Source organism: Streptomyces sp. NPDC059853 (genome assembly GCF_042731495.1).
Lineage (GTDB): Bacteria > Actinomycetota > Actinomycetes > Streptomycetales > Streptomycetaceae > Streptomyces.
Genome location: NZ_JBHWJL010000076.1, coordinates 1 through 19,490, shown reverse-complemented (window position 1 = coordinate 19,490; position 19,490 = coordinate 1). Strand labels below are relative to the sequence as shown.

The 19,490-nt window shown below is 72.7% G+C and carries 20 protein-coding genes and 1 pseudogene; 5 read left to right on the top strand and 16 right to left on the bottom strand.

Annotated elements, in window-relative coordinates; translation table 11 throughout:
* Positions 1-317: 317 nt before the first annotated feature.
* The 4 genes from ACFV5N_RS11290 to ACFV5N_RS11275 form a co-directional block, all read right to left on the bottom strand.
* Positions 318-1,802 carry a DEAD/DEAH box helicase gene (locus ACFV5N_RS11290; RefSeq protein WP_385597223.1) on the bottom strand — a complete coding sequence of 495 codons (1,485 nt, stop codon included), beginning with the start codon at positions 1,800-1,802 and terminating at the stop codon, positions 318-320.
* 326 nt (positions 1,803-2,128) lie between these two features.
* Entirely contained in the window at positions 2,129-2,332 is a 204-nt protein-coding gene (locus ACFV5N_RS11285; RefSeq protein WP_359325161.1) for a cold-shock protein, read from the bottom strand.
* Between the two features lie 371 nt (positions 2,333-2,703).
* The gene (locus ACFV5N_RS11280; protein ID WP_385597220.1) at positions 2,704-3,480 is read right to left on the bottom strand and encodes a DUF1963 domain-containing protein; all 777 of its coding nucleotides are present in this window, start codon (positions 3,478-3,480) and stop codon (positions 2,704-2,706) included.
* Between the two features lie 3 nt (positions 3,481-3,483).
* On the bottom strand, positions 3,484-4,842 hold the full coding sequence (locus tag ACFV5N_RS11275; RefSeq protein ID WP_385597217.1) for a class I SAM-dependent RNA methyltransferase: 1,359 nt from the start codon (positions 4,840-4,842) through the stop codon (positions 3,484-3,486).
* 245 nt (positions 4,843-5,087) lie between these two features.
* Here ACFV5N_RS11275 and ACFV5N_RS11270 point away from each other — a divergent pair, with 245 nt between their 5' ends.
* Both ACFV5N_RS11270 and ACFV5N_RS11265 read left to right on the top strand, forming a co-directional pair.
* Positions 5,088-5,759, top strand: a complete 672-nt coding sequence (locus ACFV5N_RS11270) for a TrkA family potassium uptake protein (RefSeq protein ID WP_176128901.1) — start codon at positions 5,088-5,090, stop codon at positions 5,757-5,759.
* Positions 5,756-6,427 (top strand): TrkA family potassium uptake protein, encoded by a 672-nt coding sequence (locus ACFV5N_RS11265; protein ID WP_176128900.1) that lies wholly within the window; start codon positions 5,756-5,758, stop codon positions 6,425-6,427. Before ACFV5N_RS11270 ends, ACFV5N_RS11265 begins: the two co-directional genes overlap by 4 nt.
* Before the next feature lie 19 nt (positions 6,428-6,446).
* Here ACFV5N_RS11265 and ACFV5N_RS11260 read toward each other — a convergent pair whose 3' ends face one another.
* From ACFV5N_RS11260 to dut, 7 genes are all read right to left on the bottom strand, one after another.
* A complete protein-coding gene (locus tag ACFV5N_RS11260; protein ID WP_385597226.1) occupies positions 6,447-7,181 on the bottom strand; it encodes a DUF3159 domain-containing protein in 735 nt (244 codons plus the stop codon).
* A gap of 25 nt (positions 7,182-7,206) precedes the next feature.
* The gene (locus ACFV5N_RS11255) at positions 7,207-7,632 is read right to left on the bottom strand and encodes an OB-fold nucleic acid binding domain-containing protein (protein ID WP_385597214.1); all 426 of its coding nucleotides are present in this window, start codon (positions 7,630-7,632) and stop codon (positions 7,207-7,209) included.
* Between the two features lie 30 nt (positions 7,633-7,662).
* Entirely contained in the window at positions 7,663-8,343 is a 681-nt protein-coding gene (locus tag ACFV5N_RS11250) for a response regulator (RefSeq protein ID WP_385597211.1), read from the bottom strand.
* Positions 8,318-10,915, bottom strand: coding sequence for an ATP-binding protein (locus tag ACFV5N_RS11245; protein WP_385597209.1), 2,598 nt, complete (start codon positions 10,913-10,915; stop codon positions 8,318-8,320). Before ACFV5N_RS11245 ends, ACFV5N_RS11250 begins: the two co-directional genes overlap by 26 nt.
* 66 nt (positions 10,916-10,981) lie before the next feature.
* Positions 10,982-11,260: a DUF6343 family protein gene (locus ACFV5N_RS11240; protein WP_346071608.1), complete on the bottom strand. Its 279-nt coding sequence runs from the start codon at positions 11,258-11,260 to the stop codon at positions 10,982-10,984.
* A gap of 74 nt (positions 11,261-11,334) precedes the next feature.
* Positions 11,335-12,090, bottom strand: a complete 756-nt coding sequence (locus ACFV5N_RS11235) for a DUF3710 domain-containing protein (RefSeq protein ID WP_176128899.1) — start codon at positions 12,088-12,090, stop codon at positions 11,335-11,337.
* A gap of 1 nt (position 12,091) precedes the next feature.
* Positions 12,092-12,589, bottom strand: a complete 498-nt coding sequence (gene dut, locus ACFV5N_RS11230; RefSeq protein ID WP_346071625.1) for a dUTP diphosphatase — start codon at positions 12,587-12,589, stop codon at positions 12,092-12,094.
* A gap of 84 nt (positions 12,590-12,673) precedes the next feature.
* Here dut and ACFV5N_RS11225 point away from each other — a divergent pair, with 84 nt between their 5' ends.
* Positions 12,674-13,123, top strand: coding sequence for a DUF3093 domain-containing protein (locus ACFV5N_RS11225; protein WP_346071609.1), 450 nt, complete (start codon positions 12,674-12,676; stop codon positions 13,121-13,123).
* 21 nt (positions 13,124-13,144) lie between these two features.
* Here the strand turns inward: ACFV5N_RS11225 and ACFV5N_RS11220 are convergent, their stop codons facing one another.
* The 3 genes from ACFV5N_RS11220 to ACFV5N_RS11210 form a co-directional block, all read right to left on the bottom strand.
* Positions 13,145-13,441, bottom strand: coding sequence for a DUF4193 domain-containing protein (locus tag ACFV5N_RS11220; protein ID WP_019435152.1), 297 nt, complete (start codon positions 13,439-13,441; stop codon positions 13,145-13,147).
* A gap of 295 nt (positions 13,442-13,736) precedes the next feature.
* Positions 13,737-15,044, bottom strand: a complete 1,308-nt coding sequence (locus ACFV5N_RS11215; protein WP_385597204.1) for a sensor histidine kinase — start codon at positions 15,042-15,044, stop codon at positions 13,737-13,739.
* A 5-nt stretch (positions 15,045-15,049) separates the two neighbouring features.
* Positions 15,050-15,703, bottom strand: coding sequence for a response regulator transcription factor (locus ACFV5N_RS11210; protein WP_385597201.1), 654 nt, complete (start codon positions 15,701-15,703; stop codon positions 15,050-15,052).
* A 344-nt stretch (positions 15,704-16,047) separates the two neighbouring features.
* Here ACFV5N_RS11210 and ACFV5N_RS11205 point away from each other — a divergent pair, with 344 nt between their 5' ends.
* Positions 16,048-16,218 carry a hypothetical protein gene (locus tag ACFV5N_RS11205; protein ID WP_385597198.1) on the top strand — a complete coding sequence of 57 codons (171 nt, stop codon included), beginning with the start codon at positions 16,048-16,050 and terminating at the stop codon, positions 16,216-16,218.
* A 106-nt stretch (positions 16,219-16,324) separates the two neighbouring features.
* Here ACFV5N_RS11205 and ACFV5N_RS11200 read toward each other — a convergent pair whose 3' ends face one another.
* A complete protein-coding gene (locus tag ACFV5N_RS11200; RefSeq protein WP_385597195.1) occupies positions 16,325-17,143 on the bottom strand; it encodes an inositol monophosphatase family protein in 819 nt (272 codons plus the stop codon).
* 28 nt (positions 17,144-17,171) lie between these two features.
* Entirely contained in the window at positions 17,172-18,299 is a 1,128-nt protein-coding gene (locus tag ACFV5N_RS11195) for a ferrochelatase (RefSeq protein WP_385597192.1), read from the bottom strand.
* A gap of 439 nt (positions 18,300-18,738) precedes the next feature.
* On the opposite strand from ACFV5N_RS11195, the pseudogene sepH reads away from it, so the two are divergent.
* A pseudogene (gene sepH, locus ACFV5N_RS11190) lies at positions 18,739-19,490 on the top strand (septation protein SepH); the annotation flags it as partial.

The window sequence follows — 19,490 nt, the reverse complement described above, 5'->3', positions numbered from 1 at the left end:
GTCCAGCAACCCGGCTCCGGAACTCCACCGCCGCACCGTCCTGCGTACTGCCTGTACTGCTGGGTACTGCTGCCCGGCAGTTCATCCCTGCCGGGCCTTCTTGGATCTCCGCTACGAGCAAAACTCTAACCGTGCCAGCGCCGAATGTCTACTCCGGCGAGGAGAGATTTTCGCTTGGCCGGAGGTGAGGTAGTCGTGAGCCCGCCGACCGCGGGCCGCAAACGCGCCGACCCCCGCCGCCAGGGGCGACAGGGGTCGGGGTGGCCTTGCGGCCGGTTGCTGCGGGAAGCTCGGATCCGGTGGGACGGTATCCGTGCCTAAGCGGCCGCTGACGTGCGGGCGGCCGCGCGCCGGGGCGGCGCGGAAGAGCGGCGCCTGCCCCGGGAGGACGAACCGGACCTGGGTCCCGCCGCGGCCGGGGCCGCGACCACGACCGGGATACCGGAGGGGGCCTGGGCCCCGGTGATCCGGCTCAGAGCCTCACCGCGCGGGCGGACCTGCGTGGTGTGCGGCCGGATCCCCGCGTCCGCCATGAGCCGGACCATCGCCCGCCGCTGGTTCGGGGTGACCAGGGTGACGACGCTGCCGGACTCGCCGGCGCGGGCGGTCCGGCCACCGCGGTGGAGGTAGTCCTTGTGGTCGGTCGGCGGATCGACGTTGACCACCAGGTCGAGTTGGTCGACGTGGATGCCGCGCGCCGCGACGTTCGTCGCCACCAGCACACCGACATCCCCGGTCTTGAACTGGGCGAGCGTCCGGGTCCGCTGCGACTGCGACTTGCCGCCGTGCAGCGCGGCCGCCCGGACACCGCTCCTGAGCAGGTCCCGGACCAGCCGGTCCACACCGTGCTTGGTGTCCAGGAACATGATCACGCGGCCGTCCCGGGCGGCGATCTCGACCGTGGCAGCACGCTTGTCGGTGTCCTGGAGGTGCAGGACGTGATGCTCCATGGTCGTGACCGCGCCGGCCGACGGGTCGACCGAGTGCACGACGGGGTCCGTCAGATAGCGGCGCACCAGCAGATCGACGTTGCGGTCCAGGGTGGCGGAGAACAGCATCCGCTGCCCCTCGGGGCGCACCTGGTCGAGCAGCGCGGTGACCTGCGGCATGAAGCCCATGTCGGCCATCTGGTCGGCCTCGTCCAGCACCGTGATCTCCACCTGGTCCAGCCGGCAGTCGCCCCGGGCCATGAGGTCCTTGAGCCGCCCCGGGGTCGCGACCACGACCTCCGCCCCGCCGCGCAGCGCACCGGCCTGCTTGCCGATGGACAGCCCGCCGACCACCGTGGCCAGCCGCAGTCCGACGGACCGGGCGTACGGCGTGAGCGCGGCCGTCACCTGCTGCGCCAGCTCACGCGTCGGTACGAGCACCAGCCCTCGTGGCCGGCGGGCTTCGGCGCGCCGCCCCGCGGTGCGGGCCAGCAGCGCCAGGCCGAAGGCGAGGGTCTTGCCGGAGCCGGTGCGCCCGCGCCCCAGGACGTCGCGGCCGGCCAGGGAGTTCGGCAGCGTCGCGCTCTGAATCGGGAAGGGTGCCGTCATCCCCTGCCGGCCGAGCTCGGCCAGGAGAGGGCCTGGCATGTCGAGATCCGCGAACGCCTCGGCCGCGGGGAGCGCCGGGGTGATCGTCTCGGGAAGGGCGAACTCGCCCTTGAGCGCCGTACCCCGACGGCCGTGACCGGCCGGCCGGGCGGGCTCACCGGAGCGGCGCGCCGCCGGAGAACCGGCACGGCTGCCGCCCTTGCCGGTGCCCGGGCCGGCCCTGCGGGGGCGGGCGGAGTGATCGTTCGAACGGGTGCGGTTCATGCGGAACCTTCCTCGATGCGGCACATGCCAAGGAATTCCGCAGCGATTCGCAGCCTGGAGAATTACAAGTATGAACCGGTGGCAGAATAAGGCCGCTCCGGGGCCGGTACGGCTGCACGCGGCAACGGATGCGGAATTTTCTGGCGCACGGGGACGGGTATCGGGTGTGCCGCTCACGGCATGACTTTTCAGAATGCGCCAGAATACTGAAAGGCTGGAGCGGAATGCTCCCGGTCACCGGACGGATGAAGGCCGATACACAAAAAGCGCGGAGCTGGGCCCGCATCCCGGAGGAGACGGGCCCAGCTGCCGCGTGCGCTTCTGTGTCAGGCCGGAACGATGTTCTCGGCCGTCGGGCCCTTCTGGCCCTGCGCGATGTCGAAGGTCACCTTCTGGCCTTCGAGCAGCTCACGGAAGCCCTGGGTGGCGATGTTCGAGTAGTGGGCGAACACATCGGCGCCGCCACCGTCCTGCTCGATGAAACCGAAACCCTTTTCGGCGTTGAACCACTTCACGGTGCCAGTAGCCATGTCATATCTCCTCGGGGCAGTATCCCGACGCCAGCAAGCACGCGGGCGTCGCATTGCCGCAATGATCAGCCCGCCGGAAATGACCGGAAATACAAAGGTGCTCCCGCCGGGCACAGCCGGACGAGGGCACTTGAAGTTTCGGGAACCACAACTGCAACTGATAAAGACCGTAGCACACCGGAACGGCGCGTGCGCGGCGAACAATTACTGTTTCCCCGTTGCCGCACAAACCCTACCGGGGCGTCCACTCACATTCTTATCTCTCGGATGCAGATATGAGGACACTCCGGAGGCAGCATCGCGAGGCCCTGCCCCTCGGCGGGCACGGACAGCACCGCGCCGAAGCCGACGGGCGCGGGCCGGAGCGGGCGTCATGCCCGGTCGACGTGGACGTACACCCGGTCGAAGCGCGAGGAGGCCAGGTCCCGGCGGCGGATCATCCAGCTGACGACGGCGCCGTCCAGCCCGCCGGCCCGCTCATCGCACCGCCAGGTGGCCAGCAGGGCCCAGTCGCCGCCGTCCGGCGCCTCGTCGCCGACGAGGCGCAGCGGGTCGTCGTTGAGGACGACGGGGTGGGCGCCGAGCGCGAACGTCCAGGTCGGCCAGGAGCCGCCCACGTGCGTCCAGGCGCTCTCCAGTTCCTCGGCGAGTTCGTACTCCTCGTCGTCCGGCTCCTCCCACCTGGCCTCCGCGAAGCTCTCCGGCATCGGCGGGGACAGGTGGTGCCACATCGTGCGCATGTCCTGCGGCTCGAACGGCCCGCGCCCGGCCGTCACGCGCCGGACCGCCGCCGGTGTCCCGGCGGGGACATGGCGGACCGCGTCACTCATCGGGCCCCGCAGGCCCGGCTCCGGGTCGGCGAAGAACAACAGGTGGCCCGCCGCCGGCAGCGGGAGCCCGGTGGCGCCCGGGGGTATCAGCGCGCAGTCGACGCGGGCGATCAGCGGGTGACACGGGTCGGGCGCGTCGTCCGGCAGGACCGGATCGCCCCCCATCCGCACCGCGAGCGGCCCGTCACCGCCCTGAGCGACGAACGTGCCCGGCACAGTGGCCCGTATCCACGCCTCGGCCTCCCCCGCCGGCAGACCGCGGGAGGCCGCCTCGGCGCGGAAGCGGTCCGCTCTGCCGGTGTTCCCCTCATCGATCACGGCTCAGCGCGCCTTCTCCACCGGCTCCAGGATCGCCACGCACTCCATGTGGTGCGTCATCGGGAACAGGTCGAACGCCCGCAGGAAGCGCGGGACGTAGCCGGCCGTGCGGAAGTGGGCCAGGTCGCGGGCGAGAGCCGCGGGGTCGCAGGCCACGTAGCCGATGCGGCGGGCGCCGAGGGTGGCCAGGTGCTCCACGGTGCGCTTGCCCGCACCCGACCGGGGCGGGTCCAGCACGATCAGGTCGGCGCGGGTGATGCCGGTGCGCGGCAGCACCTGCTCGACCCGGCCGTGCTCGATACGGACCCGGGGCGCGTCGGCGAGGTTGTGCCGGGCGTCCTCCACCGCGCGCTTGGAGGACTCGATACCGACGACGGCACCGCTCTCGCCGACCCGTTCGGCCAGCGCGCCGGCGAACAGGCCCACACCGCAGTACAGGTCGAGCGCCGTCTCGCCCTTGCGCGGGGTGAGGCCGCGCATGAGCGCGTCCACCAGCAGATCGGGGGCCTGCGGGTGCACCTGCCAGAAGCCGCCCTCGCCGACCCGCCAGGTGCGGCCGTCCGCGCGCTCGCGCACGAAGGTCCGCCCGTGCACCGGGTGCACGGTGCGCCGGCCGGGGCCGCCGCCCTTGCCGCGCTGTTCCTGCGCGCGCATCACGGAGACCGGCCGGTCCAGTTCGACGAGCGGGAGCCGTCCGCCGGGGCGCGGGGTGATGACCACCATCCGGTCGTTCGAGCCGGTGGCCGCGATGGCGTCCACCGAGGCGATCTGCGGCCAGCCGCGGGCCTCGACGCCCAGCTCGGAGACGCCCTCGGCGGCGATCAGACAGCGGTCGATGGGCTCCACGTCGTGCGAGCGGCTGCGCCGCAGCCCGGCCCGGCCCTCCGCGTCGACGGCGTACTGCACCCGGGTGCGCCAGGCGGGCACCTCGCCGGGGGCGACCTTGTCGCCGGGCGCGGGCTCGACCGTGCCGTCCCAGCTGACCTCCTCCGGGGTGACCCCGGCGAGCTGGCGCAGCAGCTCGGTGAGCACCGCGGCCTTCAGCTTGCGCTGCGCGCCCGGCTTCACGTGCTGCCAGTCGCAGCCGCCGCAGCGGCCGGGCCCGGAGAACGGGCAGGGCGCCTCGATCCGTTCCTTGGCCGCGTCGAGCACGGTGACGGCGTCGGCGCGCAGGAAGCGCGAGTCGGCGCGGCCCTCGGTGACCTTGGCGACGACCCGCTCGCCGGGGTAGGTGTGGCGGACGAAGAGGACCTGGCCGGCCGGGGTACGGGCCACGCAGTGCCCGCCGTGGGCGACCGGCCCGATCTCGACCTCGTACTCCTCGCCGACCAGCGACGCCGCCGCGGGGGTTGATTCAGGCATGGTGGCGACGGCTCCAGAGCGGGAAGGGGGTGGGCAAAACAACGGCCGCCCAGTCTACGGGCTCCCCCGGCGCCCGCCGCACGGCAGCCTCCCCGCGCACGGGGCCCGTGCGCGGGGAGGGGACGGATCCTTGACGCCATCCGTACGGGTGGCAGGCCGGACACGGCGGGGGCGGGCGGGTAGCGTGGGCCGCACGGGCCGGGTGCCGGGCCGGTGTACGCAAGAGAGGGTGCGGGCGCAGCGCTATGCACATCGTGATCATGGGTTGCGGCCGGGTCGGCGCGACCCTGGCCCAGACCCTTGAGGAGCGGGGGCATTCGGTCGCGGTCATCGACCAGGACGCCACGGCGTTCCGCAGGCTCGGTTCCGGGTTCGGCGGGCAGCGGGTGACCGGTCTCGGGTTCGACCGGGACACGCTGACGGAGGCGGGTATCGCGGACGCGGGCGCCTTCGCGGCGGTCAGCAGCGGCGACAACTCCAACATCATCGCCGCCCGGGTGGCCCGCGAGGTGTTCGGGGTGGAGAACGTGTCCGCCCGGATCTACGACCCGCGCCGCGCCGAGGTGTTCGAGCGGTTCGGCATCCCGACGGTGGCCACCGTGCGCTGGACCGCGCACCAGATGCTGCGCCGGCTGCTGCCGGCCGGGGCGGAGCCGCTGTGGCGCGATCCCAGCGGCGGGGTGCAGTTGTCGGAGGTGCACATCACCCCGGCGTGGGTGGGACACAAGGTGAGCCGGTTCCAGCAGCACACCGGGGTCCGGGTGGCGTTTCTGACGCGGATGGGCGAGGCGATGCTGCCGACCTCCCGCACCGTCCTCCAGGAGGGCGATCTGGTGCACGTGATGATGTACAGCGATCAGGTGGCCGAGGTCGAGGCGGCGTGTCTGCTCGGTCCCGACGAGGAGCGGCAGCCATGAGGGTGGTGATCGCCGGGGCCGGCGCGGTGGGCCGCTCGATCGCCGGGGAGCTGCTGGAGAACGGCCACGAGGTGCTGCTGATCGACAACGATCCGGACGCGGTGGCGGTACGGCGGGTGCCGGAGGCGGAGTGGCTGCTGGCCGACGCCGCCGAGATCGCCACGCTGGACGAGGCGGCGCTGGAGCGCTGTCAGGTGGTGATCGCCGCCAGCGGCGACGACAAGGTCAATCTGGTCGTCTCGCTGCTGGCCAAGACGGAGTACGGGGTGCCGCGCGTGGTGGCGCGGGTCAACAACCCGAAGAACGAGTGGCTGTTCAACGACGCCTGGGGCGTCGATGTGGCGGTCTCCACCCCGCGGCTGATGTCGGCTCTGGTGGAGGAGGCGGTGAGCGTCGGCGATCTGGTGCGGCTGCTGCGCTTCAGCCAGGGCGAGGCCAATCTGGTGGAGCTGACCCTCCCCCAGGGGGCGGCGCTGGTGGGCACCCGGGTGGGCGAGGTGGCGTGGCCGCAGGACACCGCGCTGGTGACCATCATCCGGGGGGTGAAGGTGCTGATCCCCGATCCGGACGACGCGCTGGCGGCGGGCGACGAGCTGCTGTTCGTCGCCGCGCCCGCCCGCGAGGCCCAGTTGCAGGCGCTGCTGTCGCCGCGCCCGGTGAAGGAGTGACCGATGGAGGGGGCGCGGGTCAGGGCCCCTGCTCGGTGGCCGCCTCGGCGGCCCGGGCCGCCTCGCGTTCCTTCCGGTCCCGCTCCTCGGCCTCCATCTCGGCGATCACATCGATCGGGGCCGGCGCCTTCACGAGGATGATCCAGGTCAGATAGACGGCCAGCAGGAACGGCGGGATGCCGAGCGCCACCCGCAGCCAGCCCAGCTGGGTGGCGTCGCCCCAGAAGTAGATGGGGAAGGTGATCGCCGACTTGGCCAGCAGGATGGCGCCCCACACATAGCTCGCCTTGACGTAGGCGGCCTTGCGGCCGGGGTTGCGGGTGCGCCAGGAGAGCATCTCCCGGAACACCGGCCCCAGGATCAGCCCCAGCAGCGGCACGCCCGCCGCGGCCGTGGCCACGTAGGCGATGCCGAGGCCGAGGGTGTAGAGCATCCCGGGGAGGTAGAAGTTCTTGGCGTCGCCGGACATCATCGCGAAGGCCGCGCCGAAGGCCACGCCGAAGACGCCGCTGAAGGCGTGCTTGACGGTGTCGCGCTGGATGAGCCGGCCGACCGCCAGCAGGGCGGAGATCGTCAGGGCCGCGATGGCGGAGATCTTGATGTCCCGGTTGATGGTGTAGCTGAGCACGAACACCAGACCGGGCACCGTGGTCTCCACCATGCCGCGTGCGCCGCCGAACGCCTCGAAGAAGGCCGCCTTGGTGGCCTCCTGGTCGGGCGCCTGGGGGGCGACGCCGGGCCGGCCGGACGGGATCTCCTGGTCAGGTGGGGTCACCTGGCTACTCCTTGTCGAGGGGTCGCAGCTGGTATCGGGGGTTGAACAGCACCGGACGGCCGTGCGTCACCGCGATCCGTCCGGAGGCGACCAGCTCCCGGCCGGGCACGATCCCGGCGATGGCGGCCCGGCCCAGCCAGATCACTTCCAGCCGGGCGGAGCCGTCGTCCAGCTCGGCGGCCAGTGCGGGCAGCCCCGCCACCGTACGCTCGGTCACCGACCGCAGCGTACCGGTCACGCTGACGACCGGACGGCCGGCCGGGCCTTCCGCGCATTTGCTGATGGGGGTGCAGCGGGCCCGCTCGGCCTCGTCGGCGGCCCGTTCGGCCTCCTCGGCCGCGTGTGCGTCCGCGGCGGCCCGGCCCGGCCACCAGCGGGGCCGTCCCCGCCGCCTGCCGGGGTGGCCCCCGCTGCGTTCACCCGCGCTCATGCCTTCAGCGTAACGTCCCCGGCGTTCCGTTCAGCGTTCGAAGCGGTACCCCATGCCCGGCTCGGTGACGAAATGCCGGGGGTGGGCGGGGTCGGCCTCCAGCTTGCGGCGCAGCTGCGCCATGTAGACCCGCAGATAGTTGGTCTCGGTGCGGTAGGCCGGGCCCCAGACCTCCTGGAGCAGCTGTTTCTGGCTGACCAGCCGGCCGCTGTGCCGGATCAGCACCTCCAGCAGGTGCCACTCGGTGGGGGTGAGCCGGACGTCGCGGCCCTCGCGGTGGATCTTGCGGGCGGCGAGGTCGACCGTGAAGCCGGCGGTGTGGATGACGGAGTCCTCCTCGGCGGCGGCCGGCTCGGCGCGGCGGACGGCGGCCCGCAGCCGGGCGAGCAGTTCGTCCATGCCGAACGGCTTGGTCACGTAGTCGTCCGCGCCCGCGTCCAGGGCCTGCACCTTCTCGTCCGAGGTGTGCCGGGCGGAGAGCACGATGATGGGTGTCCTGGTCCACTCGCGCAGCCGGGCGATGACCTCGGTGCCGTCCACGTCGGGCAGGCCGAGGTCCAGGATGACCGCGTCGGGATGCCGGTCGCGGGCCAGCCGCAGCGCGGTCGCGCCGTCCGGGGCGGTGTCCACCTCGTACTGGCGCGCCTTGAGGCTGATCACCAGGGCACGGAGTATCTGCGGCTCATCATCGACCACGAGCACCCGGTGCATGCGCTCCCCCTTGTTCCCCTTGTTCGGATGGTCGGCTGTGCGGCAGGGCGTCCGGGGTGTCGGCGGGCAGGGTGAGCACCATGGTCATCCCGCCCCCCGGGGTGTCCTCGGCGTCCAGGGTGCCGCCCATGGCCTCGGTGAAGCCGCGGGCGACGGCCAGGCCGAGCCCGACGCCGTTGCCGCGCGGGATGTCGCCGTGCCGCTGGAAGGGCTCGAAGATGCGGCCCTTGTCGGCGTCCGGCACCCCGGGGCCCCGGTCGACGACCCGCAGCTCGACCTGGTTGCCCAGGGCGCTGCCGCGCACCAGGACCCGGGTGCGCGGGGGCCGGTACTTGACCGCGTTCTCCACGATGTTGGCCACCGAGCGCTCCAGCAGGCCGGGGTCGGCGGCCACCCAGGGCAGCGATTCGGGGATGTCCAGCGTCACCACGTCCGGCGCCACCCCGGCCAGCGCCCGCAGCACCACCTCGTCCAGGGCGGTGCGGCGGATCAGCGGCCGTACGGTGCCGGTGTGCAGCCGGGACATGTCCAGCAGGTTGCCCACCAGCTGGTCGAGGCGGTCGGCGCCGTCCTCGATGCTCTCCAGCAGTCCGGCGCGGTCCGCTTCCGACCACTCGACGTCGTCGGAGCGCAGCGAGGACACCGAGGCCTTGATGGCGGCCAGCGGGGTGCGCAGATCGTGCGAGACGGCGGCCAGCAGGGCGGTACGGATCCGGTTGCCCTCGGCCAGCTTGTGGGCGCGGGCGGCCTCGGTGAGCAGCCGCTGCCGGTCCAGGATGGTGGCGGCGTGCGCGGCGAAGGCGCTCAGCACCCGGCGGTCCTCGGCCGGGAGGACCCGTCCGGAGAGCACGAGCATGGTGTGCTCCCCCACCGGCACGTCGACGTCGGCGTCCTGGGGCCGCAGCAGCGGGCGGGGGTTGTCGGCGATGGCGGAGACACTTCCCACACAGCGCCAACGACCGCCGTCGTGGTCGCGTTCCAGGAGGGCCGCGCAGTCCATGCCGAAGGTCTCCCTGGCCCGGCCGAGGAGGGCGCGCAGGGTGTCCTCGCCGCGCAGCACGCTGCCGGCGAGCACGGTGAGCGTCTCGGACTCGGCGCGCAGCCGGGCGGCCTGCTGGGTGCGCTGGGCGGAGAGGTCGACCACCGAGGCCACCGCCAGCGCGATGGCGAAGAAGATCACCACGGTGATGAGGTCGTGGCCGCTGCCGACGCCCCAGTGGTGGAGCGGTTCGGTGAAGAAGTAGTCGAGCAGGACGGTGGCGAGCGCGGCGGAGACCAGGCCCGGGTAGAAGCCGCCGATCAGCGCGGCGAGCACCGTCATGGACAGGAACAGCAGGACATCGCTGGCGAACCCGGCCAGCGGCTGCGGGGGCGCGGCCAGCAGCACGGTGAGCAGCGGCGGCCCGGCCAGCCCGATGAGCCAGCCGGCGAGGGTGCGGGAGCGGCCGAGGCGGGCACCGCGGGCGCTGGGCAGGCCCCGGCCGCGGGCCACCTCGTCGTGGGTGACGATGTGGACATCGAGGTCGGGCCCGCTGTCGCGGGCCACGCTGGACCCGACGCCCGGCCCCAGGACGTGCTGCCAGGTCTTGCGGCGGGAGGAGCCGAGCACGATCTGGTTGGCGTTGACGCCGCGGGCGAAGTCCAGCAGGGCGCTGGGGATGTCGTCGCCGATGACGTGGTGGAAGGTGCCGCCCAGCTGTTCGACCAGGGTGCGCTGGCCGGCCAGTTCGCGCGGCGAGACCGCGGTGAGCCGGGCGGCGCGCGAGACGTGGACGGCGAGGATCTCGCCGCCGGAGCTCTTGGCCGCCATCCGGGCCGCCCGGCGGATGAGGGTGGCGCCCTCGGGGCCGCCGGTGAGCGCGACGACGATCCGCTCGCGGGCGTACCAGGTGGACCGTATGCCCTGTTCGGTGCGGTAGCGCTGGAGGTAGGCGTCGACCCGGTCGGCGGTCCACAGCAGGGCGAGTTCGCGCAGTGCGGTGAGGTTGCCGGGCCGGAAGTAGTGCGAGAGGGCGGCGTCCACCTTGTCCGGGGCGTAGATGTTGCCGTGGGCCATCCGGCGGCGCAGCGCCTCGGGCGTCATGTCCACGAGTTCGATCTGGTCGGCGCGGCGCACCACGGCGTCGGGGACGGTCTCGCGCTGCCGGACCCCGGTGATGGCGGTGACCACGTCGGCCAGCGATTCCAGGTGCTGGATGTTGACCGTGGAGATGACGTCGATGCCGGCGTCGAGCAGGGTGTCGATGTCGCGCCAGCGCTTGTCGTGGCGGGAGCCGGGGGCGTTGGTGTGGGCGAGTTCGTCGACGCAGACGACCGCCGGGGCGCGGCGCAGCACGGCCTCGGTGTCCATTTCGCCGCGTCCGCCGCCCGGGGGCGCGGCGGGGCGCCGTGGCACCGTTTCCAGGCCGCGCAGCAGGGCCTCGGTGCGGGGGCGGTCGTAGGTCTCGACGAGTCCGACCACGATGTCCGTGCCGCGCTCGGCGCGCCGGTGGGCCTCGCTGAGCATGGCGTACGTCTTGCCGACTCCCGGGGCGGCCCCCAGGTAGATGCGCAGTGTGCCGCGTCGTGCCATGGATCCATTGTCGGCGCCCGGCCGGGAAGCGGCCGGGGAGGGCGGTGCCGGGCCGCGCGGGGGCGGTCAGCGGCGGGCGGCGCGCTCCTCGCGTCTGCGGCGGCGGATGATCAGCAGGTCGAGGAACGCGACCACGGTCAGCACGCCGCAGACGATGGCCAGCGTGAGCAGCGGGGCGCGTCCCGGTGAGGATCCGGGCGTGCTGTTGGCCGCCCAGATGGCCAGCAGCACGGTGCCCGCCGCGAACACCGGGAGGAAGATCAGTGACAGCAGCCGGCGCAGCGGCAGATCGCTCTTGGCGGTGATCGGCTCGGTGCCGGTCCGCCGGTGACGGCGGTTGTCCATGGTTCGGCCTCCTCGCTGGTGACCGGGCGGGTACCCGCGAGGAGGCCGGTGACACGGACGGATCCGGTGCGGGGTCAGCGGACCTCGGAGATCTCCGGGCCGCGGCGCAGGTGGTCGAGGCCGCCGGCGAAGCGGGAGGTCTCGGTGGGCTGGCCCGCCTGCTCCTGCTTGACGCCGTCGGGCACCATCTGGGCGTTCTCCGGCAGCTTGAGGACGATCGGGTCGCGCGGGGCCATCGGCCCGTCGCCGCGCACCACGACGGTGTCGCGGAAGATCTGCTCCAGGACCCCGGCGGCCTGCGGGTGGACGGCGCCCTGGCCGGAGATCACGCCGCGCAGGAACCAGCGGGGGCCGTCGACGCCGACGAACCGCACGGTCTGCATGCCGCGCTTGCCGTCCGGCAGCTGGACGGGCACCTGCGCGCGCAGCTCCCAGCCGAGGGGGCCCTCGGTCTCGTCGATGATGCCGCCCTGCTGGGTGATGCCGGAGGCGATCTCCTCGCGGACCTCGGACCAGATGCCTTCGCGCTTGGGCGCGGCGAACGCCTGGAGCTGGACCGCGCTGTCCTTGAGGACGACGGTGGCGGCGACGATCGCGTCCCCGGCGACCTCGACCCGCAGCTCCATGCCCTGGACGCCGGGGACGAACAGGCCGCCGAGGTCGACCCGGCCCTCGGCGGGGTTGCCGACCTCGCTCAGATCCCAGGGACCCTCGGGGCGCGGCGCGGGCTCCAGTTTGACCCGGCGCACCTCCGCCTCGTCGGGTGCCTCCTCGGCCGTGGCCTCGACGGCTTCCTCGGGTTCCTCGTTCTTGCGACGACGTCCGAACACGTCACTGTCCTTTCCGGCCGGCGATCCCGCCGGAGCCGACCGCAGCGTAGGGGTTGTCCAGGCCGGCATGACCGCCCGTGGAGCCGAAACCCCCCGTGGCGCGTACGGAATCCGGCAGCTGATCGACCTCGTGGAACCGTACGGTCTCGACCCGCTGGACGACGAGCTGTGCGATCCGGTCGAATCGTTCGAACCGCACGCTCTCCCGCGGATCGAGATTGATCGCGATGACCTTGATCTCACCACGGTACCCGGCATCGATGGTCCCGGGGGCGTTCACCATGGAGACCCCGCACCGGGCGGCGAGTCCTGAACGGGGGTGCACGAAGGCCGCGTACCCCTCGGGGAGGGCGACGGAAACCCCGGTGGGCAGGACGGCCCGCTCGCCGGGGGCCAGCTCGGCGGCCTCGGTGGTGACCAGGTCCACCCCCGCGTCACCGGGCTGTGCCCGGGAGGGGAGGGGTACCTCGGGATCGATGCGCCGCAGGAGGACGTCCAGGGCGGTTGGGTTCACATGGGCACTCACGGTGCAGACCCTACCGCCGCCCGCGACCGCCGGGGACTGCCTGCCATGCTTGGCCGTATGAAGCCGTACGACGAACGACTGACCGTGCCCCGTTCCTGGTGGCTGATGGCCGCGGGCGGAGTCGCCCTGCTGGGCGTCTCGCTGCTCCCGCTGGGCACGGCGGCCCTCATCGCGGGCCTGGTGGTGGGGGTGGCGGGAGCCGGGGTGGCGCTGAGCAGCTACGGCGCCGCACGGATCCGGGTGGTGGCCGGCTCACTGGTGGCGGGCGACGCCCGGATTCCGCTGTCGGCGCTGGGCGAGGCCCGGGCGCTCGACGCCGATGAGGCGCGCGCCTGGCGCACCCATCGGGCGGATGCCCGGGCTCATATGCTGCTGCGGGCCTACATTCCCACGGCGGTCCGGGTCGAGGTGACGGATCCGGCGGATCCGACGCCTTATCTGTACTTGTCGACCCGGCGGCCGGAGCGGCTCGCCGCTGCGCTTTCGGCCCGCCCGGACGCGGTCTGACACCTCAGTCCGGGCGGACGGTCACTCGCAGTCCTTGCAGATGGGCTGTCCGCCACGCTCGTAGGCGAGCTGCGAGCGGTGGTGCACCAGGAAGCAGCTCATGCAGGTGAACTCATCGGCCTGCCGGGGCAGCACCCGGACGGACAGTTCCTCGTTGGAAAGGTCCGCTCCGGGCAGCTCCAGACCCTCGGCCTGTTCGAACTCGTCGACATCGACCGTGGAGGCGGACTTGTCGTTCCGCCGTGCCTTGAGTTCCTCGATGCTGTCTTCGTTGACGTCGTCGTCAGTCTTGCGTGGACTGTCGTAATCCGTAGCCATGCTTCTCTCCCCCTCTGGGTTCTGTGGTCTCTCCAGCGCAGGTAACGCGGGAGGGCCGAACTTTGTGCCCGACCCGAGGCGGAGATTTTGCCTCACATCAAGTCCTGTTACTCAATCGACACCCGATCGAACGCCTGAAGAGGTGATCATCTCCGCCCGTCGATCAGGCTCAGGACAGCGGACAAGCCGGTAATCATCGCTGCAATCCCCCGGAAAATGGTGGGTTGCGTATGCGATATATCACATACGGCTCAATTCCGCTCAATGCCGACTGAGATCCCGCCCGTGCATGATCTCAGACCGGCAGGGTCACCCGCATCACGAGCCCCCCGGTCTCCCGGGGGACGGCCACCACGTGGCCGCCGTGCGCCCGGGCCACCGAGCGGACGATCGACAGGCCGAGGCCGACGCCCTTGTCGCTGCCGGTGCGATCCTTCCCGAGCCGGCGGAAAGGCTCGAACATATTATCGACCTCGTAGGCGGGCACCATCGGCCCGGTATTCTCCACGATCAGCACCGCCTGCCCCGGCCGCGCCTCGGTGTCCACCCGGACCCAGCCGCCCTCCGCGAGGTTGTGCCGCACCGCGTTCTGCACCAGGTTCAGCGCGACCCGCTCCAGCAGCACCCCGTTGCCCTGGACGTACACCGGAGGCCGCACCCCCGCCAGATCCACACCGCGCTCCTGCGCCTCCCCCCGGGTCTGCTCCAGCGCCTGCCCCGCCACCTCGGCCAGATCCACCGGCTTGCGCTCCACCAGCTGGTTGTCGCTGCGCGCCAGCAGCAGCAGGCCCTCCACCAGCTGCTCGCTGCGCCGGTTGGTGGCCAGCAGCGTATTGCCCAGCTGCACCACCTCCGGCGAGGCCTGCGGATCGGAGAGCTGCACCTCCAGCAGCGTGCGGTTGATCGCCAGCGGCGTCCGCAGCTCGTGCGAGGCGTTGGCGACGAAGCGCTGCTGCGCCGTGAACGCCCGGTCCAGCCGGTCCAGCATCTCGTCGAAGGTGTCCGCCAGCTCCTTCAGCTCGTCGTCCGGGCCGTCCAGCTCGATCCGCCGGTGCAGATCCGACCCGGCCACCTGCCGGGCGGTCCGGGTGATCCGGCCCAGCGGCGAGAGCACCCGGCCGGCCATCACGTAGCCGAAGGCGAACGCCGCCACCGCGAGCCCCAGCAGCGCCATCAGCGAACGGCGCAGCAGCGCCTTGAGCGCCACGTCCCGCTGGATGTCCACGCAGCCCGCCAGCCAGTCCTTGAACTGGTCGCTGGTGACATTCCCGGAGATCCCCTGACAGGAGTCGGAGGTGATCTGGACCCGGGTGTCGCTGGTGATCAGGAACGGCAGCGCGTTCCCCTTGTGCAGCGCCTCGGCGGCCAGCAGATAGATGATCGTCAGCAGCAGCATGCCGGCGAACAGGAACATCCCGCCGTACAGCAGCGTCAGCCGGATCCGGATGGTGGGCCGCAGCCAGCTGCGCTGCGGATCGGCCTCGGGCGGATCGAAGTCCGGACGCGGCGGAGCGGGCCGCCGCGGCCCCGGACGGCCCGCGTGCGGGGGCTGCGCGGGCGGTGGCGGGGGCGGCGGGGAGGAGGGCGAGGACGGAGCGGTCATGGCGGTCAGATCCGGTATCCGGCGCCCGGCACGGTGGTGATCACCGGAGGCTCGCCCAGCTTGCGGCGCAGCGTCATCACGGTGACCCTGACCACGTTCGTGAACGGGTCGGCGTTCTCGTCCCAGGCCTTCTCCAGCAGCTGCTCGGCCGAGACCACCGTGCCCTCACCGCGCATGAGGACCTCCAGCACGGCGAACTCCTTGGGCGCCAGATGGATCTCCCGGCCGTCCCGGAAGACCTCCCGGCGGTTGGGGTCCAGCCGGATGCCGGCCTGCTCCAGCACCGGCGGCAGCACGGCCACCGAACGCCGCCCCAGCGCCCGGACCCGGGCCACCAGCTCGGTGAAGGCGAACGGCTTGGGCAGATAGTCGTCCGCGCCCAGCTCCAGGCCCGCCACCCGGTCGCTGACGTCCCCGGAGGCGGTCAGCATGAGGACCCGGGTGGGCAGCCCCAGCTCCACTATCCGGCGGCACACGTCGTCCCCGTGCACCAGGGGCAGATCGCGGTCGAGCACCACCACGTCGTAGTCGTTGAGATCGATGCGCTCCCCGGCGGCGGCACCGTCGTACACCACGTCCACCGCCATGGCCTCCCGGCGCAGCCCGGTGGCCACCGCGTCAGCGAGCAGCTGCTCGTCCTCGACGACGAGTACGCGCACGTCCCTGGTCCTTCCTCGCACAGCCCGACGGGAGTCCGATGGGGCTCCCCGGTCCATCCTGCCTCGCCCGGCGGTAAACCGGTGGTAAGGGACCCGGCGGGCACCCCGGGTGACGGGCCGGTGGTGCCCGGGTGACATCCGGGTGGCCCGGGGACGGCGTGCGGCCCTTTTTCCGGCGGCGCAGGTTTCCGCTCCGGAAGGGCCGGGGAAGACCCCAGGACACCCCGCGATCACCCCCCTGAAGGCGGCAAGCCCACGCGTGCTGCCGACCGGTCGGGCCCGCCGTGACCGCACCCACCCCGGCACCTCCCCAGTGCCGCCGATCGAAGACGAGGGGGCGCACCATGGACGCGTTCACCAGTGGAATCCTGCAGCGCATCGAGAGCACCGAGTCCGATCTGCACCGCGCTCGTGAGGCAGGAGATGTGTTCACCGTGGATGTCGAGCAGGCCGAGCTGGACGATCTCCGCCGGCTGGCCGCCGAACACGGTGTGCAGGTCGGCTCCGCCGTCTGACACGGACAAGGGTGAGGGCCCCGGGAGCGAGCGCTCCCGGGGCCCTTGTCGTGCCGTACGTGCCGTGCCCGTCGTGCGGCCGGCCCCGGCGGGCCGGCCCGCGCCGTCAGTCGTGCCAGGCGCCCAGGTCCTCCAGCAGCGGCTGCAGCACCTCGAAGACGGCGGGGGTGGCCGCCACCGTCAGCGCGCCGTCGGGCGCCAGCCCCGGCCGGCCGCCGGTCCGGGCACCGCCCTCCCGGGCGATCAGGTCTCCGGCGGCCAGGTCCCAGGGGTGCAGTCCGCGCTCGTAGAACCCGTCGAGCCGACCGCCGCCGACATCGCACAGGTCGATGGCCGCCGAGCCGGACCGCCGGATGTCCCGCACCTGCGGGATCAGCCGCTGGGCGAGTGCCGCCTGGGCGGTGCGCACGCTCGCCACGTAGTTGAACCCGGTGCCGATCAGGGCCCGGTCCAGCGGGGCCGCCGGGCGGCAGCGCATCGTCTCCGGGGCGCCGCCGGCCCGCACCCGGAAGGCTCCGCCGCCGCGCACCGCGTAGTAGGACTCCTGGCGCATCGGCGCCTCCACGGCCGCCGCCACCACCTCGCCCTCGTACTCGGCGGCGATGGACACCGCCCACTGGGGCAGCCCGTAGAGGTAGTTGACGGTGCCGTCCAACGGGTCGACGATCCACCGGACCCCGCTGGTGCCGGCGCTGCTGCCGCCCTCCTCCCCGAGGAAACCGTCCTCGGGCCGGTGCTCGGACAGATAGCCGGTGATCAGCTTCTCGGCGGCGATGTCCATCTCGGTGACCACGTCGATGGGGCTGGACTTGGTGGCGGCCACCCCCAGATCGGCGGGCCGCCCGTCCCGCAGCAGCAGGCCGGCGCGCCGTCCGGCCTCCCGGGCGAGATCGAGCAGTTCGGACGGGGACACGGACTCGGGCATGGGCCGGGGCTCCTCGGTGGTCTCGGTGTCAGGCATAGGGACTGTCGGCGCCCGCGGCTGCCGGGCGGGGGGTACGGGCGGCGCAGCAGCCCACCGGGCACACGTCGTGGCCGGCGCCGAGGGCGCCCAGCGCGCAGCGCCGCGGACGCTCGCCGCGTTCGGTGGCGGCCCGTTCCAGCACGAGGTCGCGCACGGCCGCCACGAACCGGGGGTCGGTGCCCACGGTGGCGGAGCGCACGGCGGGCAGCCCGAGTTCGGCGGCGACGGCCAGCGCCTCGGTGTCGAGGTCGTAGAGGACCTCCATGTGGTCGGAGACGAAGCCGATGGGCACCATCACCACCGCCGGGGCGCCCGCCGCGTGCAGGGCGCGCAGATGGTCGCAGATGTCCGGCTCCAGCCACGGGATGTGCGGGGCGCCGCTGCGCGACTGGTAGACCAGCTCCCACGGGCGCCGTACCCCGGTGCGTTCGGCCAGGGCGCCGGCGATCCAGCGGGCGGCGTCCAGGTGTTCGGAGACGTACGCGCCGCCGTCGCCGTGACCGGCCGGCGGTCCCGAGGTGTCGGCGGCGGCGGTGGGGATGGAGTGGGTGGTGAACGCGAGCACCGCGCCCTCGCGGACGTCCGCGGGCAGTTCGTCCAGGGCGCGCAGCACGCCGTCGGTCATGGTCTCCAGGAAGCCCGGGTGGTTGTAGTAGACCCGGAGCTTGTCGACCCGGGGCAGGTCCAGGCCCTCCTCGGCCAGGGCGGCCAGCGCGCCGGCGAGGTCCTCGCGGTACTGGCGGCAGCTGGAGTAGGACGAGTAGGCGCTGGTGGCGAGGGTGAGCACCCGGCGGTGGCCGTCGCGGACGATCTCCCGGAGGGTGTCGGTCACATAGGGCGCCCAGTTGCGGTTGCCCCAGTAGACCGGCAGGTCCAGGCCGTGTTCGGCGAAGTCGCTCCGCAGGGCGGCCAGCAGTGCGCGGTTGTGGCCGTTGATCGGGCTGACCCCGCCGAAGAGGTGGTAGTGGGCGCCGACTTCGGCCAGCCGTTCCCGGGGGATGCCGCGGCCCCGGGTGACGTTCTCCAGGAAGGGCAGCACGTCGTCCGGGCCTTCCGGACCGCCGAAGGACAGCAGCAGCAGGGCGTCGTAGGGGTGGGGGTCTCGCGCGCGATCCATGTCCCCGATCCTGCCACCCGCCCCGGACGATCGGGGGCCGAGGTTCCCCCGGGTGCCGGACACCGCTGTACTCCACCCGGGAACGCGGGCCCGTGGGCGGTGGCCCCGTCAGCCGCGCATCCGTTTTCACCTGATTGTGCTGGGTAGTAACCGGAATGTGATCTGTTGTTCCCCCGTCAACTCCCTTGTCCGGGGAGAACTTCCACGGCGCGGCGCCCCACCCCCGTGGCCCTAATGGAGTAGTGTGAACATTCCTGGCCTCAGCCCCTGTTTTGACCGCTCGGATCGCCACATCCGCGCCGGTCACCACACGTGGCAAAGTGGTGACTGTGCCACAACGGAGGTGTCGGGCCCAGGCCCGACACGCCGGGCAAGTCGGCAAGGTTGTGGCAGGCTGCACCCGGGCAGGTCACACTCGTCCAGCGGAGCAGCGACGTACGTGACGTCGGCAGGCACACCGGGAGGTCCTCGTGCCCGAACTGCGTGTCGTGGCCGTGAGCAACGACGGCACACGTCTGGTGCTCAAGGCTGCCGACAACACGGAATACACCCTGCCGATCGACGAGCGGCTGCGGGCCGCGGTGCGCAATGACCGCGCCCGGCTCGGGCAGATCGAGATCGAGGTGGAGAACCACCTGCGCCCCCGGGACATCCAGGCGCGGATACGAGCCGGGGCCACCGCGGAGGAAGTCGCCCAGCTCGCCGGCATCCCGGTGGACCGGGTACGGCGCTTCGAGGGCCCGGTGCTGGCCGAGCGCGCGTTCATGGCGGAGCGCGCCCGCAAGACCCCCGTCCGGCGCCCGGGCGAGAGCGCCGGGCCGCAGCTCGGGGACGCGGTCGCCGAGCGGCTGATGCTGCGCGGCGCGGACAAGGACGCGGTGCGCTGGGACTCCTGGCGCCGGGACGACGGCACCTGGGAGGTGCTGCTGGTCTACCGGGTGGCCGGGGAGACGCACTCGGCGAGCTGGATGTACGACCCGCCGCGCCGGCTGGTGCAGGCCGTGGACGACGAGGCGCGGGCGCTGCTGGGCGAGAGCGAGGACCCGCCGGAGCCGAGCACCCCGTTCGTGCCGCGGATCGCCCGGCTGCCCCGGGAGGGCTCCGTCCCGCCCCGGCCGCAGCCGGAGAGCGAGCCGGACTCGCTGACCAGCCTGCTGGAGGCGGTGCCCAGCTTCCGGGGCGATCTGGTGG

Coding starts and splice junctions, on each gene's coding strand:
- ACFV5N_RS11290 (WP_385597223.1), bottom strand. CDS start 1,802: ATGAACCGCACCCGTTCGAACGATCACTCCGCCCGCCCCCGCAGGGCC.
- ACFV5N_RS11285 (WP_359325161.1), bottom strand. CDS start 2,332: ATGGCTACTGGCACCGTGAAGTGGTTCAACGCCGAAAAGGGTTTCGGT.
- ACFV5N_RS11275 (WP_385597217.1), bottom strand. CDS start 4,842: ATGCCTGAATCAACCCCCGCGGCGGCGTCGCTGGTCGGCGAGGAGTAC.
- ACFV5N_RS11270 (WP_176128901.1), top strand. CDS start 5,088: ATGCACATCGTGATCATGGGTTGCGGCCGGGTCGGCGCGACCCTGGCC.
- ACFV5N_RS11265 (WP_176128900.1), top strand. CDS start 5,756: ATGAGGGTGGTGATCGCCGGGGCCGGCGCGGTGGGCCGCTCGATCGCC.
- ACFV5N_RS11255 (WP_385597214.1), bottom strand. CDS start 7,632: ATGAGCGCGGGTGAACGCAGCGGGGGCCACCCCGGCAGGCGGCGGGGA.
- ACFV5N_RS11250 (WP_385597211.1), bottom strand. CDS start 8,343: ATGCACCGGGTGCTCGTGGTCGATGATGAGCCGCAGATACTCCGTGCC.
- ACFV5N_RS11245 (WP_385597209.1), bottom strand. CDS start 10,915: ATGGCACGACGCGGCACACTGCGCATCTACCTGGGGGCCGCCCCGGGA.
- ACFV5N_RS11240 (WP_346071608.1), bottom strand. CDS start 11,260: ATGGACAACCGCCGTCACCGGCGGACCGGCACCGAGCCGATCACCGCC.
- ACFV5N_RS11225 (WP_346071609.1), top strand. CDS start 12,674: ATGAAGCCGTACGACGAACGACTGACCGTGCCCCGTTCCTGGTGGCTG.
- ACFV5N_RS11220 (WP_019435152.1), bottom strand. CDS start 13,441: ATGGCTACGGATTACGACAGTCCACGCAAGACTGACGACGACGTCAAC.
- ACFV5N_RS11215 (WP_385597204.1), bottom strand. CDS start 15,044: ATGACCGCTCCGTCCTCGCCCTCCTCCCCGCCGCCCCCGCCACCGCCC.
- ACFV5N_RS11205 (WP_385597198.1), top strand. CDS start 16,048: ATGGACGCGTTCACCAGTGGAATCCTGCAGCGCATCGAGAGCACCGAG.
- ACFV5N_RS11200 (WP_385597195.1), bottom strand. CDS start 17,143: ATGCCCGAGTCCGTGTCCCCGTCCGAACTGCTCGATCTCGCCCGGGAG.
- ACFV5N_RS11195 (WP_385597192.1), bottom strand. CDS start 18,299: ATGGATCGCGCGCGAGACCCCCACCCCTACGACGCCCTGCTGCTGCTG.